17 protein-coding genes are annotated in these 16,228 nt (G+C 67.4%); 9 read left to right on the top strand and 8 right to left on the bottom strand.

Translation table 11 applies throughout. The annotated features are described in order from the left end of the window. Window positions 1-23 precede the first annotated feature (23 nt). The 5 genes from AB0O89_RS11620 to AB0O89_RS11600 all read right to left on the bottom strand — a co-directional run bounded on the left by AB0O89_RS11620 (window position 24) and on the right by AB0O89_RS11600 (window position 6,260). Window positions 24-1,784 (bottom strand): HAMP domain-containing sensor histidine kinase, encoded by a 1,761-nt coding sequence (locus tag AB0O89_RS11620; RefSeq protein ID WP_363497668.1) that lies wholly within the window; start codon window positions 1,782-1,784, stop codon window positions 24-26. Window positions 1,785-1,803: 19 nt separating this feature from the next. Next, window positions 1,804-2,496: a response regulator transcription factor gene (locus AB0O89_RS11615; RefSeq protein WP_228176863.1), complete on the bottom strand. Its 693-nt coding sequence runs from the start codon at window positions 2,494-2,496 to the stop codon at window positions 1,804-1,806. Between the two features lie 66 nt (window positions 2,497-2,562). Further along, complete coding sequence (locus AB0O89_RS11610; protein ID WP_363497664.1) at window positions 2,563-4,218, bottom strand: DNA repair helicase XPB; 1,656 nt, start codon at window positions 4,216-4,218, stop codon at window positions 2,563-2,565. Between the two features lie 41 nt (window positions 4,219-4,259). After that, window positions 4,260-5,993 (bottom strand): helicase-associated domain-containing protein, encoded by a 1,734-nt coding sequence (locus AB0O89_RS11605; protein ID WP_363497661.1) that lies wholly within the window; start codon window positions 5,991-5,993, stop codon window positions 4,260-4,262. Then, window positions 5,994-6,260 (bottom strand): multidrug ABC transporter ATPase, encoded by a 267-nt coding sequence (locus AB0O89_RS11600; protein ID WP_341579303.1) that lies wholly within the window; start codon window positions 6,258-6,260, stop codon window positions 5,994-5,996. A 108-nt stretch (window positions 6,261-6,368) separates the two neighbouring features. Here AB0O89_RS11600 and AB0O89_RS11595 point away from each other — a divergent pair, with 108 nt between their 5' ends. The 3 genes from AB0O89_RS11595 to AB0O89_RS11585 are packed head-to-tail and all read left to right on the top strand — an operon-like array spanning window position 6,369 to window position 7,728. Then, window positions 6,369-6,749 carry a cold shock domain-containing protein gene (locus AB0O89_RS11595; protein WP_341579304.1) on the top strand — a complete coding sequence of 127 codons (381 nt, stop codon included), beginning with the start codon at window positions 6,369-6,371 and terminating at the stop codon, window positions 6,747-6,749. Next, entirely contained in the window at window positions 6,733-7,311 is a 579-nt protein-coding gene (locus AB0O89_RS11590; RefSeq protein WP_341579305.1) for a DUF3027 domain-containing protein, read from the top strand. The genes AB0O89_RS11595 and AB0O89_RS11590 overlap by 17 nt, the downstream gene beginning before the upstream one ends. Window positions 7,312-7,320: 9 nt before the next feature. Next, a complete protein-coding gene (locus AB0O89_RS11585) occupies window positions 7,321-7,728 on the top strand; it encodes an NUDIX domain-containing protein (RefSeq protein ID WP_341579306.1) in 408 nt (135 codons plus the stop codon). Here AB0O89_RS11585 and AB0O89_RS11580 read toward each other — a convergent pair whose 3' ends face one another. Continuing rightward, a complete protein-coding gene (locus AB0O89_RS11580) occupies window positions 7,729-9,216 on the bottom strand; it encodes an SDR family NAD(P)-dependent oxidoreductase (protein WP_363497656.1) in 1,488 nt (495 codons plus the stop codon). 61 nt (window positions 9,217-9,277) lie between these two features. Then, window positions 9,278-10,384 carry a phosphoserine transaminase gene (gene serC, locus AB0O89_RS11575; protein ID WP_363497653.1) on the bottom strand — a complete coding sequence of 369 codons (1,107 nt, stop codon included), beginning with the start codon at window positions 10,382-10,384 and terminating at the stop codon, window positions 9,278-9,280. A 101-nt stretch (window positions 10,385-10,485) separates the two neighbouring features. Here serC and AB0O89_RS11570 point away from each other — a divergent pair, with 101 nt between their 5' ends. The 3 genes from AB0O89_RS11570 (at window position 10,486) to AB0O89_RS11560 (ending at window position 13,153) form a co-directional block, all read left to right on the top strand. Beyond that, window positions 10,486-11,187: a metal-dependent transcriptional regulator gene (locus tag AB0O89_RS11570; RefSeq protein ID WP_341579309.1), complete on the top strand. Its 702-nt coding sequence runs from the start codon at window positions 10,486-10,488 to the stop codon at window positions 11,185-11,187. Between the two features lie 254 nt (window positions 11,188-11,441). Beyond that, window positions 11,442-12,341 (top strand): M23 family metallopeptidase, encoded by a 900-nt coding sequence (locus AB0O89_RS11565; RefSeq protein WP_363497650.1) that lies wholly within the window; start codon window positions 11,442-11,444, stop codon window positions 12,339-12,341. A gap of 314 nt (window positions 12,342-12,655) precedes the next feature. Further along, complete coding sequence (locus AB0O89_RS11560) at window positions 12,656-13,153, top strand: HNH endonuclease (RefSeq protein WP_228176872.1); 498 nt, start codon at window positions 12,656-12,658, stop codon at window positions 13,151-13,153. Window positions 13,154-13,156: 3 nt separating this feature from the next. On the opposite strand, the gene AB0O89_RS11555 is transcribed toward AB0O89_RS11560, so the two are convergent. Further along, window positions 13,157-13,687, bottom strand: a complete 531-nt coding sequence (locus tag AB0O89_RS11555) for a MarR family transcriptional regulator (RefSeq protein ID WP_363497646.1) — start codon at window positions 13,685-13,687, stop codon at window positions 13,157-13,159. 20 nt (window positions 13,688-13,707) lie between these two features. On the opposite strand from AB0O89_RS11555, the gene AB0O89_RS11550 reads away from it, so the two are divergent. The 3 genes from AB0O89_RS11550 (at window position 13,708) to AB0O89_RS11540 (ending at window position 16,227) form a co-directional block, all read left to right on the top strand. Beyond that, window positions 13,708-14,736 carry an EamA family transporter gene (locus AB0O89_RS11550; RefSeq protein ID WP_363497643.1) on the top strand — a complete coding sequence of 343 codons (1,029 nt, stop codon included), beginning with the start codon at window positions 13,708-13,710 and terminating at the stop codon, window positions 14,734-14,736. Next, complete coding sequence (locus AB0O89_RS11545) at window positions 14,733-15,290, top strand: cysteine hydrolase family protein (protein WP_363497640.1); 558 nt, start codon at window positions 14,733-14,735, stop codon at window positions 15,288-15,290. The genes AB0O89_RS11550 and AB0O89_RS11545 overlap by 4 nt, the downstream gene beginning before the upstream one ends. A 160-nt stretch (window positions 15,291-15,450) precedes the next feature. Continuing rightward, on the top strand, window positions 15,451-16,227 hold the full coding sequence (locus tag AB0O89_RS11540; RefSeq protein ID WP_363497769.1) for a hypothetical protein: 777 nt from the start codon (window positions 15,451-15,453) through the stop codon (window positions 16,225-16,227). Window position 16,228 lies beyond the last annotated feature (1 nt).

Here is a 16,228-nt window from a genome sequence, read left to right as displayed (position 1 = left end):
GAGCCCTTCGAGGTGGGCGGGGCTTAGGCCGGGGGGTCGCTCCGCAGGTCAGACGGCAGGCGGTCAAGCGGCTGCGTTTCGAGGAAGGCGTGATCGGCCGGGTCGAGGTGTCTGGCGAGCGGGAATCCGACACGGAAGGTCGCGCCGCCACCGGGGGTGTCCATCACCCGTACCGAGCCATGCAGCGATTCCACGATCGAGGCGACGATCGACAACCCGAGCCCGGACCCGCCGGTCTCTCGCGTGCGTGACGTATCGGCGCGCCAGAATCGTTGGAAGATCTTGTCCTTGATCTGATCCGGCACTCCCTCACCGTGGTCCACGATCTCGATCCAGCCCGACTGCGCCGCGGCATCCACTCCGATGCGCAGCTCGATAGGGGAGTCCTCAGCGGTGAACCGGCGAGCGTTGCCGATGAGGTTCGTGATCACCTGACGGATGCGGTTCTCTTCGCCGAGCACGATCGGGGGGAGCGCAACCGGTGCCGACGACGATGGCCCGAGGTCCAGGGGTCCGATGACGATCTGCTCGGTGGTCGGCGCCGTGCCGCGCGCGTCCCTCGGGCGGCGACGCAGCAGGATGGAGCCCGCGCGGCTGAAGGCGGACCGTGGCCGTTTGGGTGTCTCGAGGGTGTCGGTTTCGGTCTGCGGCGGACGCGGCTCAGTCGGTTCGACGATGGTCGTATCGATCACAGCCACAGGTCTTTGGGGAGAGGCGGCGCGAACATCGAGCGCGGCATCCCGCGCGAGCGGTCGCAGGTCGACCGGGGCGAACTCGATGTCTCGGCGCTCATCGAGCCGGGCGAGGGCGAGGAGGTCTTCCACGAGCAGGCCCATGCGCATGGCCTCTTTCTCGATCCGCTCCATCGACTGGGCGACGTCGTGGTCGGTGCGGATGGCTCCCATCCGGTACAGCTCGGCGTAGCCGCGAACCGTGACCAGGGGCGTCCGCAACTCGTGCGACGCGTCGCCGACGAACCGGCGCATCTGGCGCACCGTGGCATCTCGCTGGGCCAGCGCTGCGTCGATGCGCCCGAGCATGGCGTTGATCGCGGTCTTGAGTCTGCCGACCTCGGTGCCGGGGGCGATGTCTGTCATGCGCTGACCGAAATCGCCGGCCGCGATCTCCATCGCCGTGTTCTCGACCTGGGTGAGGCTCCGGAACGCGAGCGTGACGAGCAGCCGGATGGCGATGGCGCCGAGCACGACGGTGATGACGGAGAGGATGCTGTAGATGCCGAGATAGGTCGCGAGGGTCTGAGTCACCGTTGTGAGCGGAACCGCGATCATCTGCGTGTAGAAGACCGTGGTGCCCTTGACCTCGATGAGAGCGGATGCCGCGCGGAATTCTGTGCCGGGGATCGTGCCGGGGATCGTGAACGGTTCCTGCTGCTGGGTTACCGAGGTCTCGGTCGGCAGGTATTCCGCGGGAAAGTCAGGTTCATTGATCTGGCGTCCGCCGCCGGCGCTCGCGATGAAGTCGCCATCCTGGTTGTAGATGGCGACGAAATAGTCGGTCGGAACAGACTCGGCCTTCGGAACGAAGGCTGGATCAGCGAGAAGGTCGATATCGAATAGTGCACTCACGCCCGCGCCTGCGAGCTGCGACACCTGCGTGTCGACGCTCGCCAAGAGTTGGCTGCGCAGGAACACCGTCGTGCCGATGCCGGTCGCGATCAGCCCGAGCGCCAGGATCGACACGGCAACGCCTGTCACTTTCGCGCGCAGGCTGAGGCTGCGCCACCACCCGGTGACGGCGTCGGTCTTGTCGGACGTAGTGCTCACACCGACTCTGACGGGTGCCTCACGCCGACTTGCCAGCCTTCAGCATGTAGCCGAATCCACGTTTGGTCTGGATGAGCGGCTCGGATGAGTACGGGTCGATCTTGCGCCGCAGGTACGAGATGTAGCTCTCGACGATGCCGGCATCCCCGTTGAAGTCGTACTCCCAGACGTGGTCGAGGATCTGCGACTTCGAGAGCACACGGTTCGGGTTGAGCATCAGGTAGCGCAGCAGCTTGAACTCTGTCGGACTCAGGTCGATCGAGACATCCCCGACCGAGACATCGTGCGTGTCCTGATCCATCGTCAGCTCTCCGGCGCGGATGACCGACTCTTCGTCGGTCTGCATCGTGCGACGCAGGATGGCCTGGATGCGTGCGACGATTTCATCGAGACTGAAGGGCTTGGTGACGTAGTCGTCTCCGCCGGCGTTCAGACCCGTGATCTTGTCTTCGGTCTCGTCCTTGGCTGTCAGGAACAGGATCGGGGCGGTGTACCCAGCGCCGCGCAGGCGCTTGGTGACGCTGAAGCCGTTCATGTCGGGGAGCATGACGTCGAGCAGGATGAGGTCGGGTTCCTCTTCGAGAACTGCCGAGATCGTCGAGGCGCCGTTGGCGACTGCCTTGACCTGATAGCCGGCGAACTTCAGGCTCGTCATCAGCAGGTCTCGGATGTTCGGCTCGTCGTCGACGACGAGGATGCGGGGTGCGCTCATGCCCCCATTATCGTGATTCCGCTGGTGTGGATGCTGGATATCGCGCGGATCGGCGGTTTCCCCGGGTCACGCGGCGAGTTTGTCGGCATCCAGGATCGTGTAGCTGTAGCCCTGTTCAGCGAGGAACCGCTGCCGATTCTGCGCGAAATCCTGGTCGACCGTGTCGCGCGCGATGAGCGTGTAGAAGCTTGCAGTGTTCCCCGACTGCTTCGGACGGAGAAGCCGACCGAGGCGCTGCGCCTCCTCCTGCCGTGACCCGAACGACCCCGACACCTGAATGGCGACGGATGCCTCGGGCAGGTCCACCGAGAAGTTCGCGACCTTCGACACCACCAGCACGGGGATCTGCCCCTCCCGGAAGCCGCGGTAAAGCTCCTCGCGCTCATCGACGGGGGTGGCACCCGTGATCTGCGGGGCGCCCAGCGCCCGCGCGATCTCGTCGATCTGGTCGAGGTACTGTCCGATCACGAGGGTCTGTTCGCCGGCGTGCCGGGCTACGAGATCCTTCACCACGCCGATCTTCGCGGGGGCGGTGGCTGCGAGCCGGTAGCGTTCGTCATCCGCCGCCGCCGCGTACTCGAGCCGCTCGCCGGCCGGCAGGTCGACGCGCACTTCGTAGCAGGCGGCGGGGGAGATGAAGCCCTGCGACTCGATCTCCTTCCACGGGGCGTCGAACCGCTTGGGGCCGATGAGGCTGAACACATCGCCCTCGCGGCCGTCTTCGCGCACGAGCGTCGCCGTGAGCCCCAGTCTTCGACGAGCCTGCAGGTCGGCGGTCAGCTTGAACACGGGGGCGGGCAGCAGATGCACCTCGTCGTAGACGATGAGACCCCAGTCCAGGGCATCGAGCAGCGCCAGATGCGCGTACTGTCCCTTCCGCTTGGCCGTGAGGATCTGGTAGGTCGCGATCGTGACGGGCTTGACCTCTTTGGCCTGCCCCGAGTACTCGCCGATCTCTTCGGGAGTGAGGCTCGTGCGCTTGAGCAGCTCGTCGCGCCACTGCCGTGCGCTGACCGTGTTGGTGACCAGGATCAGCGTCGTCGTCTTCGTGTCGGCCATCGCCCCGGCTCCCACGAGCGTCTTTCCGGCCCCACAGGGGAGCACGACCACTCCCGAGCCGCCGTCGGTGAACGCGTCGACGGCCTGCCGTTGGTACGGGCGCAGGTGCCAGTCCTGCTCGGCGAGGTCGATCGGATGCGGCGTGCCGGGTGTGTACCCCGCGAAGTCTTCGGCGGGCCAGCCGATCTTCAGCAGCTCCTGCTTGATCTGCCCGCGCGCCCAGGCATCGATGACGTACGTGTCGGGGGAGGGATGCCCAACCAGCAGTGGCTGGATGCGCTTGTTCTTCGTGACCTCGGCCAGCACCGCGGCATCCGTCGACCGGAGCACAAGCGCGGGCTCGTCGGATCCCGCGACCGTGTCACGCTCGATCACAAGGCGTCCGTAGCGCCCGACGGTCTCGCGGATGTCGATCGCGACTGACGGTGGCACCGGGAAGCGTGTCCACCGGTCGAGCGTGCCCAGCATGTCTTCGGCGGTGTGCCCGGCTGCCCGCGCGTTCCACAGGCCGAGCCGTGTGATGCGGTAGGTGTGGATGTGCTCGGGAGCGCGCTCGAGTTCGGCGAAGATCGCGAGTTCGTGGCGCGCGGATTCGGCATCCGGATGTGCCACTTCCAGCAGCACTGTCCGGTCGCTTTGAACGATGAGGGGGCCGTCAGCCATAGCGGTCCAGTCTACCTGCGGGGTAGCGGTGCGGACTGCTGTCAGGCCGGGGAGACGCTCACGATGGTCGAGATCGGGAGGGTGCGCTCGACATCCGCGCCCCGGTCTCTGCCGCGGAGCCGGCCACCGCCGAGCCCCGTAGCCTCCAGCGTGAAGGTGCGGGTCTCGGCGGCGCTGATCTGTGCCGTGACCACGATGATCGACTTCGTGCGCACCGCCTGCTCGAGTTCGCGCTCCAGCCAGGCCGCGTCGCCGTCGCCGCCCGAGGCGCGCAGCGACCCGATCAGGCGCGCGTAGACATCGCCCGCCGGTTCTGCTGACGCAGTCTGCGCAGCCGTTCGGCGCCGGAGTGACTCGGGCGCTCCGTGCTCGTCGAGCGCGACAACGGGGTAGCGGGCATCGGCCAGCGCCCAGAACAGGTGATCACGACCGACCCGGCTCACGAGCACATCCCCGTGCCGCACCAGCCCGACGGGGCGCAGGGCCTGGTCGATGACGACGAGATCGAGGAGGTGCGGGTCGCTGCTTTCTACGATCGTGTTGGGGCTCCCGGCATCCGAGCGGACCGTGACCGATCCGTGTCGGGCTGCCGTCGTTTCGATGACGTAGTCCAGCGGCTGGGGAATCCCCGTGAGCGACAGCTCGCGCAGAAAGTTGCGGATCGACTCGGCGCTCTCTCCGTCGGTGAGGCCAGCCCCGATCGACTCCGCCGTGAAGCGGTATGTCGATGCCTGCGCGCGGGACTCGCGCCGCGCGATCCTGCGTAGGCGCAGGTCATGCCGCGGGGCAAGAGGGCCGGGAGCGACAGCTGTCAGATCCGCTTGCAGGTAGATCCGGTCGATTTCGGCCGGAAGGGCATCGCGCAAAGCATCAGTGTCGAGAGCTGTGCCCTCGACGAGGCCACGCGACCACGGTGGAACCGCCCCGTCTGGCGTGAGAATGCCCCACCGCCGCGCCGTCTGCCGCAGCGCTGCCGCCCGCGCCGGCCATTCAGGGCTCAGCGGGTACATGCCCGCCCAGCCCGCAGGGTCGAGGACTCCACCCTGCGCGGTGCGAAGGCCTGCTGGGAGACTGCGGCGATAGCCATCGGCGATTGCAGTCCACCGGGCGACGGTGCCGCCATCCAGCCACTGCTCGCCCGTGGCGGTGACCACGAGCTCTCGCCCGATCGGCGTGAGCAGCCCTGCTGCCAGGCCTGCGGCAATCAGATCGTCGAGGTCCTCGGGCGCGCCGATCGCGCCCGACTCGGTGAGGCGCTTGCGGTCTGCGGCGCTGACTGCGCCTGCGCCAGTGAGGGTCAGCGGAACGTGCAGGGCCGCCAACAGTACGTCGGCCAGCGACGCCGATGCCGTGAAGATCCGCTCTGCGGCGCTCGCGGTCTCGGCTGCCGAAGCCGGGGCGGGCCCGGGGAACCCGCTCGCGGTCTCGGCAACGTCGGCGGGCGGATCCGCGAAACCGGAGGTGCTCGAGAGCGTAGCGATTCGTTCCTGCACCGGAGAGTAGACCTCGCCGCCAGGGCGCGCCAGTCCCCAGGCCACGATGGTCTCGGTGGCGACATCCCCGGCGCCGGCGGCAATGAGCGCGGCCAGTTCGCGACGATCGAGCCGTGCCAGCGCCCGGTCTATCGACGCTGAATCGAGGAGCGCTTCGGCGGCATCGAAGAAGTCGCGCCAGGATGCCGCGGGTGAGACGCCACGCCGGGTGAACAGGTCTGCGAGGGCGTTGTCATCGAGCGATGCCAGCCAGGTGGCGAGGGTTCGCTCGTCGCCCGCCATCTATTCGCTCCGGTTCGCCCGCGCCCTTCGCACGAACGTCATGATCAGCACCGTCAGCAGCATCGCGAACGCGAGGATCGGGGCGATGTAGACGATGATGCCGACAGCGGGCCACAGGCCGGTGCTGAAATCGGCGTGCGACGCGGAGCCGATGAGAATCGCGAAGAACGACAGAACCGAGAGCGCGAGCAGTCCGAGAGACATCGACGCGAGCACGCGGTCGATCGTGCGAACCGGAAGGTCGCTGCCAGGGCTACGCGTGCTCATCCGCCCCAGACTACTCCGTCGCGGTGCTCTAGGCTTAACCGCGGGATCGATCGGTCCCTGCGTCACTCCTGCCGCCCCGCTGCGGCGCCGTTCAGAACGAGGTTTCCCATGCCCACCGGCAAGGTCAGGTTCTATGACGAGGAAAAGGGCTTCGGCTTCATCTCCTCCGACGAAGGACAGGATGTCTTCCTTCATGCCACCGCGCTGCCCGCTGGGGCGACGGTGAAGGCGGGCACGCGCCTCGAATTCGGTATCGCCGACGGAAAGCGCGGCCCGCAGGCGCTGTCAGTGCGGGTGCTCGAAGCGCCCGCCAGCCTCGCCAAGCGCTCCCGCAAGCCCGCCGACGACATGGCGATCATCATCGAGGATCTCGTGAAGCTGCTCGACGGTGTGGGCGGGGACCTGCGACGCGGTCGCTACCCGAGCGGTGCACACGGTGCGAAGGTCGCCGCCGTGCTGCGCAAGGTGGCCGATGAGCTCGACGCCTGACCCGACGCTGGTTGCCGCACACGACCTCGCCCTGGCGGCGCTGCACGAGATCACTCCGGCGGCCACCGTCGGCCCCGCAGCCGGCTACACCGTCGAGCCCGACGGCGTCGTATCGCTCCGGTTCGAGACGACGCTGCGAGGCTACCCGGGGTGGTTCTGGACGGTGAGCGTCGCGCGGGTCGACGAAGAAGAACCCACCGTTCTTGAGGCTGAGCTGCTGCCCGGCGACGAGGCGCTGCTCGCACCGGAATGGGTGCCGTGGGCGGTGCGCCTGGCTGATTACCAGGCTGCTCAGGCGGCGCTTGCTGCCGAGACGGCATCCGGTGATGAGGATGACGACTCCGACGAGGCCGACGAGGACGAGGACACCGACGACGAGGACGACGACCTCGATGATGTCGATGATCTTGATGCCGACGACTTCGACGAGGACGGGTCGCGGCTCCTGCACAGCGGAGACGTCGACGGTGTCGATATCGATGAGCTCGATGACGACTCGAACGACGATCTCGACAGCGGCGACCTCGACAGCGGCGACCTCGACAACGGTGACGAGGACTAACCTGCGGGGATGACTTCGGATGCCATTGCCCCGCGCCGCATTCATGTCTCGGCCGCGGTGATCACTGACGCCGAAGGGCGGCTGCTGCTCGTGCGAAAGGCCGGGACGACGGCGTTCATGCAGCCCGGTGGCAAGCCAGAGCCGAATGAGACCCCGGCCGAGACGCTCATGCGCGAGCTCGCCGAAGAGGTCGGCCTCCGGGTAGACTCCGACGCCCTGGAGGCGCTTGGCAGCTTCGCGGCGAGTGCGGCCAACGAACCGGGCTTCGAGGTCGTCGCCGACGTTTTCCGCGTCGACATCGGCGATCAACGGCCCGAACCGGCTGCCGAGATCGCCGAGCTGCGCTGGGTCACCGCCGGCACGGCATCCGGGATCGAGATTGCCCCTCTCGCCCGCGAGTACTTTCTGCCCGCCTGACTACCAGGAGCCCTTGCGGTAGTCCTTCAGGAAGATGCCGAACAGGTCTTCGCCGGCCTCGCCGCGCACGATCGGGTCATACACGCGCGCCGCCCCGTCGACGAGGTCGAGCGGGGCATGGAAACCCTCCTCGGCAAGGCGCACCTTGGTGAAGTGCGGCCGCTCGTCAGTGATCCAGCCGGTGTCGACCGCGGTCATCAGGATGCCGTCGGTCTCGAACATCTCGCGAGCGCTCGTGCGGGTGAGCATGTTCAGCGCGGCCTTGGCCATGTTGGTGTGCGGGTGGCCGGGGCCCTTGTAGCCGCGGCCGAACACGCCCTCCATCGCCGATACGTTGACGATGTACTTCCGGTTCGCGCTCGATGCAGCCATCGCCGAGCGCAGGCGGCTCACGAGCAGGAACGGCGCGGTCATGTTGGCCAGCTGCACCTCAAGCATCTCGAGGGGTTCGACTTGGTCGACGTGCTGGGTCCAACTGTTGATGCGGTCCTCGTCGGGGATGAGTCCGCCTGCGTCGATCGCGGTGCCGGTTTTCAGGCGTTCGATCGACGCGGAGCCGGCCGCCATCGCCTCCGCGGTGAGTTCATCGGCCGTGCGCGCGGCTGGAGCGAGGATCGGGTGTGAGGATACCGACTGCGCGAGCGCGAGGGGATGGGCGTCGTTGGTGTGCCCGAAGGTGACGAGCTCAGGCAGAGGTCCATCGGGGAGCGGGGCAAGCTCGGCCTCCACCAGGGGCCTGTAGGCCCCCGGCGAGCGACGCACGGTTTGGGCTGCGTTGTTGATGAGGATCTCGAGTGGGCCCTCGGATGCCACCGAGTCGGCAAGGCCGATCACCTGGGCGGGGTCGCGCAGGTCGATGCCGACGATCTTGAGGCGGTGGATCCAGTCGGCGCTGTCGGGCAGCGACGAGAAGCGGCGCACGGCGTCGCGCGGGAAGCGCGTCGTGATCGTGGTGTGGGCGCCATCGCGCAGCAACCGCAGCGCGATGTACATCCCGATCTTGGCGCGGCCGCCGGTGAGCAGTGCTCGTTTGCCGGTGAGGTCGGTGCGTGCATCGCGCTTCTCATGGCTCATCGACGCGCAGTCTGGGCACAGCTGGTGGTAGAAGGCGTCGACGAGCGTGTAGTCCTGCTTGCAGATGTAGCAGGCGCGTGCCTTGATCAGCTCGCCGGCGAAGGGCATCGAGGTGCGGGCAGCGAGCGGGATGCCGCGCGTCTCGTCGTCGATGCGGTCGGGGGCGCCTGTCGCGGTGGCGGCGACGACCGCGCGGTCGGCCTCGGCGATGCGCTTGCGCTTCTCCTTGCGCGATTGCCGCTTAACGTCCTTGTAGAGCTTGCTGGTCTGGCGGCGCAGGGCGATGTAGGCCGGGTCTTCGGGGTCGAGCGAGGAAGCGGCGTCGATGACGCGCAGTGCGATCTCGAGTTCAACCGGATCGATGGATGCCGACTGCTCGGCATCGCGGCCAGGGTTCAGCAGAGTTTCGGGCACGAGGCAGTGTATCGGGCGCTGCTGGACGCCCGGCGGGGCCGCGCGCGTCGCGAGTCCGCCCCTAGAGCCGCTCGGCGGTGTACTCGATCGCCCCGATGAGCCGGCGCACGTCATCCTCGTCAATCGAGACGAACGTCGCGATGCGCAACTGATTGCGCCCGAGCTTGCGGTAGGGCTCGGTGTCGACGATGCCGTTCTCGCGCAGGCTCTTGGCGATGGCCGCGGCATCCACGCTCTCGTCGAAGTCGATCGTGACCACGACAGGTGAGCGGTCAGCGGGGTTCGTGACGAAAGGCGTCGTGTACGCCGTTGCCTCGGCCCACGCGTACAGCGTCGCCGAGGTGGCTGCAGTCTTGGCCCCGGCCCAGGCGAGTCCGCCGTTGTCGAGGATCCACCGCACCTGCTCATCGAGCATGAGGAGGGTCGCTACCGCCGGGGTGTTGAGCGTCTGGTTCAGCCGTGAGTTGTCGATCGCGTTCTTCAGGCTCAAAAACTCGGGGATGTACCGATCGGATGCCGCGATCCGCTCGATCCGTTCGATTGCCGCCGGGGAGACCAGGGCATACCAGAGCCCACCGTCGGAGCCGAGGTTCTTCTGCGGCGCGAAGTAGTAGACGTCGGCCTGGGCGGCGTCGAAGTCGATGCCACCCGCGGCGCTCGTGGCATCGATGACCGTCAGCGCACCAGGGTCCGCGGTGACGCGGGCGATGGGAGCAGAAACGCCCGTCGAGGTCTCGTTGTGCGGCCACGCGTAGACATCCACACCCTCGACCGGTTCGGAGACACCGCCGGTGCCCGGCTCGGTCTTGCGGACATCCGGTTCCTCGAGCCACGGCGCTTTCGCGGCCGCGGCGAACTTCGAACCGAACTCCCCGAATGCCAGGTGCTGACTGCGACGCTCGATGAGGCCGAACGCCGCGGCATCCCAGAATGCCGTCGATCCGCCGTTGCCGAGGATGATCTCGTACCCCTCGGGCGCGCGCAGCAGCTCGGCAAGCCCCTCGCGGGTACTCCCGACGAGGTTCTTGATCGGGGCCTGACGGTGCGATGTTCCCAGCAGAGAGGCCCCCCGCGTGACGAGAGCCTCGAGCTGGGCGCCACGGACCTTCGAGGGTCCGCAGCCGAATCGGCCGTCAGCGGGAAGCAGTTCTCGGGGCAACTCGACCATGTCCCGATTCTATGGTTGCGCCGGGGAAGGCCCGGACCGGGGGCCGGGGAAAAGGCTAGGCTCGTCTTACCCCCACGAGGATGCAGACACGAGGATCCCGCATGACAGATCTCATCGACACGACGGAGATGTACCTTCGCACGATCCTCGAACTCGAAGAAGAGAACATCACTCCGCTTCGGGCGCGGATCTCGGAGCGGCTGGGGCACTCGGGCCCGACGGTTTCGCAGACGGTGGGACGCATGGAGCGGGACGGCCTGGTCGTCGTCACCGAGGATCGGAGCCTGGAGCTCACCGATCTCGGGCGCCAGAAGGCCATTGACGTCATGCGAAAGCACCGCCTCGCCGAGCGGCTGCTTTCCGACGTCATCGGACTCGACTGGGCGTACGTCCACGATGAGGCCTGCCGGTGGGAGCACGTGATGAGCGAACAGGTCGAGCGTCGGCTTGTCGAGCTGCTGGATCACCCCACCGAGTCGCCCTACGGGAACCCGATCCCCGGACTCGACCAGCTCGGTGACGTCCCGGCGCTGACGTTCGAATCCGGCGTGGTGGGGCTCGTTCGCAAGCTCGACGCCGCGGGGGAGCCGATCACGGGAACGATCCGTCGGCTCGCCGAACCCGCCCAGGTCGATCCCGAGTTGCTCCAGCAGCTCAAGGGGGCCGGTGTGCTTCCCGGGGCACACGGGAGCTATCGCTATAACGAGGGATACGTCCTGGTTGAGATGGACGGTTCCGACGAGGGTCTTGAGTTGCCCGTCGAGGTGGCCGGTCACATCTTCCTCGTCGACGACCACGCGTAACGGCGGGGCGCGAGGGACGACATCCGTTCCTCCACACGGCGCAATCGCGGGTTATCTCCGGCCGCCAGCGTGACATGTTCGTTACCTTCGGGTAGCCTCGTACAGTCCGAGCGAGTCCAGCACGACCTCGGACCCCGATCGAATTGCCTCACGGCTCGTCATTCGAACGGTGAACCCGTGATCGAGCGGAGCGCAGCTTCCGCACCGAAACGTGACGAGCCGGCGCTCCGGCGCAGAGGCGCCGGAGGACTTAGTTGGCTGAAGAGAACGATTCGACCCCGGTGGATGCCGCGGGCCCGTCGACCAGAAAAACCTCGCGTCTCGCTCGGATCCGTCGCGGCTCGGTGGACAAGCCCGCAGCCAAGCCCGCACCCGCAGCATCCGTTGCCCGCCCCGCCGTTCGAAAGGGCCCCAAGGCCAGCCCGCGTGGTCCGGTGCGTAACATCGTCACCCTTGCGATCGTCGGTGGTCTCGTGGCCACTGTCGCCCTGCCGGCGTACGGCGCCTTTCAGCAGGCCGACGAGTCGGTCACCCTGCAGCAGGTTGCTGAAGGCGACGCGCAGTCGATCGTGATCGCATCCGACGCTGCGACGACCGACCTCAACCGGGAGAGCTACTCGGCGACGACTCCCGAAGAGATCGAGAAGAAGAAGGCCGAAGAAGCAGCGGCCGCCGCAGCTCGTTCCGCAGCGTCGCTTGCTTCCAGCTCGGCATCCGTCAATATCAACATGGTGGCTCCGGGCTCGGGTGCCGTGCGCTGGCCGGTCGCGAGCTTCCACAGCGACTGGGCGATCAACGGATTCCGCACCCCGACGCGTCCTAACCACAACGGCCTCGACATGCTCAACTCGGGCGGAACGCCGATCTTCGCGGCGGCGGATGGGGTCGTGCGCGCCGCGCAGGATGGCCTCGGCGGCTACGGAAACGCCGTGGTGATCGACTCGGTCATCGGTGGCCAGGTCGTCACGACGCTCTACGCGCACATGATGTGGGGAAGCCGCACCGTCGAGGCTGGCCAGACCGTATCTGCCGGACAGATGATCGGACTCATGGGTCAGACGGGCTCGGCCACGACCACCCACCTCCACTTCGAGGTGCGCGTCGGTGGTGCTCTCGTCGACCCCATGGCATGGCTGCAGGCCAACGCCGGCTGAGCCCGGTTTCGTTCCTCGACACGCCACGTTTCGTTCACCCTCGTTGACCTTCGGGTGTCGTGAGGTGCATTAGCCTGGTCGCGACGTGTAAGAGAACGGGAGAGAGTCCGATGGGCAGCACACCGCGCAGCCGAACCACGGTTGCACTGGGGCGCCTCGTCCTTCGGCATCATGTTCTCGGACACCGCAGCTTCGCTGTGGTTCCAGGGCGCTGTCTGTAGAGACAGCGCCTTTTTTCATGCCTTGCGCGCTCTGACCACGTCGAACGTCGAAGAATCCCGGGAAGCCGTCTCGGGCCGTTCGAGAGGACAGCAATGCGCACTCTGGTGTTGAATGCGGGCTACGAACCGCTGGCCGTCGTGTCGTTCAAGCGGGCGCTCGTGCTCGTCATGAATGACAAAGCCACCGTCATCGAGCACATCCCCGAGGATCCTGTCTGGGGTACGGATGGCGCGCACGATCGGCCCGCGGTCATCCTGCTCAGCCGCTACGTTCGGGTTCCCGGCGGACGCACGATCCCGGTGACTCGTCGCGGAGTGCTTCGCCGTGATGCGCATCGCTGCGGATACTGCGGCAGGTCGGCATCCACGATCGACCACATCTTGCCGCGCTCTCGGGGTGGCGCTGACTCGTGGGAGAACCTCGTCGCGTGCTGTCTGAAGTGCAACAATCTCAAGAGCGACCGCACGCCGCAGGAAATGGGTTGGGAACTACGCCTGACGCCGGGAGCACCGCGCGGAGCGCAGTGGACGGTGCGGGGGACTGATCGCACCGACCCGTCGTGGGAGCCCTATCTCGCGCTCGCCGCGTGACGCTTACGCGGGCGGCTCCAGGATGCCGAGCCAGCGGCGCAGAATCGGCTCGAGTGTTTCGGCATCCGTCCCCAGCTCCTCGATGATGCGGTGCTCGCCGGCCATGTGGGCGGTGAAGGCTTCGTCGACGAGGGCGAGTCCGGCATCCGTGAGCCCGACGAGCCTGCCGCGGGCGTCGGATGCTTCGGGGCGGCGTTCGACGAGTCCGCGCGCGATCAGACGGTCGACGCGTTTGGTGAGGCCGCCGCTGGTGACCATCGTGTGGTCGGCGAGCTCGCCCGCGCGACGTTGGTAGGGGGCGCCGGCGCGGCGCAGGGTCGCGAGGATGTCGAACTCGGCGTAGCTCAGATCGAAGCTCGCGTAGACCTCGTCGAGGCGACGGTCCAGGAGCAGCCCGATGCGATGCAGACGCCCGATGATGCCCTGTGGGAACGTGTCGATGTCGGGGCGCTCGCGATGCCATTCGGCCTGGATCTGTGTGACGCGGTCGGAGGCGGCATCCATGGTTTCACGGTATCGGAATAAATCTTCCATGGAAGGCATTGTTAGTTTCCATGGAAGACAAGTCCCTGAGGTGGCTCCTCCTGACCGCGATCGCACCGATCGCCTGGGGAAGCACGTACTTCGTGACGCGGCAGTTCCTGCCCGCCGACGCTCCGCTGTGGGGTGCGCTGTTTCGTGCCCTGCCGGCGGGACTCATCTTGCTGCTGATCTCGCGCCGCCTCCCGCACGGGGTGTGGTGGTGGCGTGCCGCCGTGCTCGGCATCCTGAACGTCGGCGGCTTCTTCGTGCTGGTCTACGTCGCCGGCCAGCGCCTGCCCTCGAGTGTTGCGGCGACAGTGATGTCGGCGTCGGCTGCCGCCATGATGCTGCTGGCCTGGATGCTACGCCGTCAGCGCCCGCGCGTGCTCGCGGCCATCGGCGCGGGGATCGGGCTCGTCGGGGTCGCGCTGCTGGTCGGTGTCGGCGGCGAGCCCATCGAAGGATGGGGACTCGTCGCCGCGTTCGCGGGGATGCTTTCGTCCTCGCTCGGATTCGTGCTCACGGGGCGGTGGGGCAACGAGATCCCGGGGCTCACGATGGCCTCGTGGCAGCTGACGATGGGTGGCCTCATGTTGCTGCCCGTCGCCCTCATCGTGGACGGTCCGCCGCCGGCGCTGACGCCGACCTCGGCCCTCGGTTTCGCGTACCTCTCGCTCGTGTCGACAGCGCTCGCGTTCACCGTCTGGTTCGCGGGGCTGCGGCGCCTGCCCGCCGCGACCGTCGGGCTTGTCGGACTGCTGAACCCCGTGACCGGCGTGGTGCTGGGTGTCTTCCTCGCGGGGGAGCCGTTTGGCCTCGCGCAGGTTGTGGGGCTTGGCCTCGTGCTCACCGGGATCGTGCTGGGCGCGGTCGTGCCGCGGCGGGCTGCGTCCCCTCGGGAGGGGACGGATGCTTGGGAGGGTGTGGATGCGGCATCCACCCTCCCGAGTGACCAGATCCTCCCGAACGCGCAGACGGGGGTGTCGGTTGTCGACGGATTCCTGCCAGTCCAGGATGCGCCGCCTCCCGTGTCGGCGCGGCGTGGTGGGATGGGGGCATGACGCGCGCGCTCGTGGTGATCGATATGCAGCGGGGGTTTGATGACCTGGACTTCTGGGGGCCGACGGCAAATCCCGACTGCGAGGCGAATGTCGCCCGGTTGGTCGAGGCGTTCGCGGGGGAGTCGGTCGTGGTCGTGCGGCATGACTCTCGGCATCCGGAATCTCCGCTGCATCCGTCCAACCCCGGCAACGCGCTGGTTGATGTCGTGGCGAACGTGGATGCCGCAGTGCTGGTGACCAAGAACGTGAACTCCGCGTTCTACGGCGAGCCCGACCTCCACGCCTGGCTGCAAGAGCGGGGGATCGGCGAGCTGGTGCTGTGCGGCATCCAGACCAACATGTGTGTCGAGACCACGGCGCGAATGGGTGGGAACCTCGGCTATGACGTGACTGTCGTGCTGGATGCGACGCGTACCTTCGATCTGGAGGAAGAGATCCCGGGGCTCGGTGTCGTGCGCCGGTCGGCGGCTGAGCTCATGGCCGGCACGGCGCTCGTGCTGCAGAGTGGCGGCTTTGCGCGTATCGCCACAACCGCCGAGATCGTCGCGGGCTGAGCCGGGAAACCCTCAACCTCTACTCGAACAAAGTATCTATTCTTATTGGTTCTGTCGGGTGACCTAGTGACACTCCCCATGTCGGATGCCTCACGTATCGTGCTCTCATCGCATTGACGCATTAGAACATGCGTTCTAACCTGTGGGAGTGAGGGCGATCATGGGAGCACAGCGCGCGGAGGCCATCGCCGACGTCCGTGACCGGCTGGCCGAGGTGCATCGCCTCCGCGCGAAGGTCGAGCAGGTGCAGGGTCGATCCCTGGATGCTCCGGCCTTGCCGGCCTATCCGGCGCTGTCGCGACTCCTTCCCGGTGGCGGCTTGCGACCCGGGTCGGTGTACACGCTTGCTCCGGGTTCGGCATCCGTCTCGCTCCTGCTCGCCCTGCTCGCGCCGCCTTCGCAGGCGGGCTCCTGGTGCGGGGTCGTCGGGATGCCGCACCTGGGCGCCGAGGCCGCCGAGCGGCTCGGGGTGGATCTGTCGCGGCTCGTGATGATTCCCGACCCGGGCTCGCGGTGGCTCGCGGTGGCGGCGACGGTCGCCGAGGTTCTGCCCGTGGTTGCGGTGCGCCCGCCGGGGCGGGTGTCGGATGCCGATGCCGCCCGATTCGCGGCACGCCTGCGCGATCGCGATGGTGTGCTGCTCGTGCAGGGCCCGTGGCCGCAGGCCGAAGCGTGGCTGTCGGTGAGCGACCCGGGCTGGAGCGGGCTCGGTCGCGGGCACGGATATCTGGATGCGCGAGAGGTCACCGTCACAGTGGCAAGTCGGCGGCTGTCGACCCCCCGACGAGGACCCGTGCTGCTCCCGGCTCCTGGAGGGGTGGTCGACGCTGCCCGAGGGACTTCTCCCGCAGTGCGCGGCGCAAGTGAGCGGGAGGCGTTGTCGGTTCAGGAGGTCTTGTCAGTTCGGGAAGCCCTATCTGTCCGGGAAGCCGGGTGAC

Source organism: Microbacterium sp. NPDC076895, assembly GCF_040687115.1.
GTDB lineage: Bacteria > Actinomycetota > Actinomycetes > Actinomycetales > Microbacteriaceae > Microbacterium.
This window is presented reverse-complemented; position numbering and strand designations above follow the sequence as displayed.

Coding starts and splice junctions, on each gene's coding strand:
- AB0O89_RS11540 (WP_363497769.1), top strand. CDS start 15,451: ATGGGAGCACAGCGCGCGGAGGCCATCGCCGACGTCCGTGACCGGCTG.
- AB0O89_RS11545 (WP_363497640.1), top strand. CDS start 14,733: ATGACGCGCGCGCTCGTGGTGATCGATATGCAGCGGGGGTTTGATGAC.
- AB0O89_RS11560 (WP_228176872.1), top strand. CDS start 12,656: ATGCGCACTCTGGTGTTGAATGCGGGCTACGAACCGCTGGCCGTCGTG.
- AB0O89_RS11610 (WP_363497664.1), bottom strand. CDS start 4,218: ATGGCTGACGGCCCCCTCATCGTTCAAAGCGACCGGACAGTGCTGCTG.
- AB0O89_RS11585 (WP_341579306.1), top strand. CDS start 7,321: ATGACTTCGGATGCCATTGCCCCGCGCCGCATTCATGTCTCGGCCGCG.
- AB0O89_RS11615 (WP_228176863.1), bottom strand. CDS start 2,496: ATGAGCGCACCCCGCATCCTCGTCGTCGACGACGAGCCGAACATCCGA.
- AB0O89_RS11590 (WP_341579305.1), top strand. CDS start 6,733: ATGAGCTCGACGCCTGACCCGACGCTGGTTGCCGCACACGACCTCGCC.
- AB0O89_RS11600 (WP_341579303.1), bottom strand. CDS start 6,260: ATGAGCACGCGTAGCCCTGGCAGCGACCTTCCGGTTCGCACGATCGAC.
- AB0O89_RS11605 (WP_363497661.1), bottom strand. CDS start 5,993: ATGGCGGGCGACGAGCGAACCCTCGCCACCTGGCTGGCATCGCTCGAT.
- AB0O89_RS11555 (WP_363497646.1), bottom strand. CDS start 13,687: ATGGAAGATTTATTCCGATACCGTGAAACCATGGATGCCGCCTCCGAC.
- AB0O89_RS11550 (WP_363497643.1), top strand. CDS start 13,708: ATGGAAGACAAGTCCCTGAGGTGGCTCCTCCTGACCGCGATCGCACCG.
- AB0O89_RS11570 (WP_341579309.1), top strand. CDS start 10,486: ATGACAGATCTCATCGACACGACGGAGATGTACCTTCGCACGATCCTC.
- serC (WP_363497653.1), bottom strand. CDS start 10,384: ATGGTCGAGTTGCCCCGAGAACTGCTTCCCGCTGACGGCCGATTCGGC.
- AB0O89_RS11595 (WP_341579304.1), top strand. CDS start 6,369: ATGCCCACCGGCAAGGTCAGGTTCTATGACGAGGAAAAGGGCTTCGGC.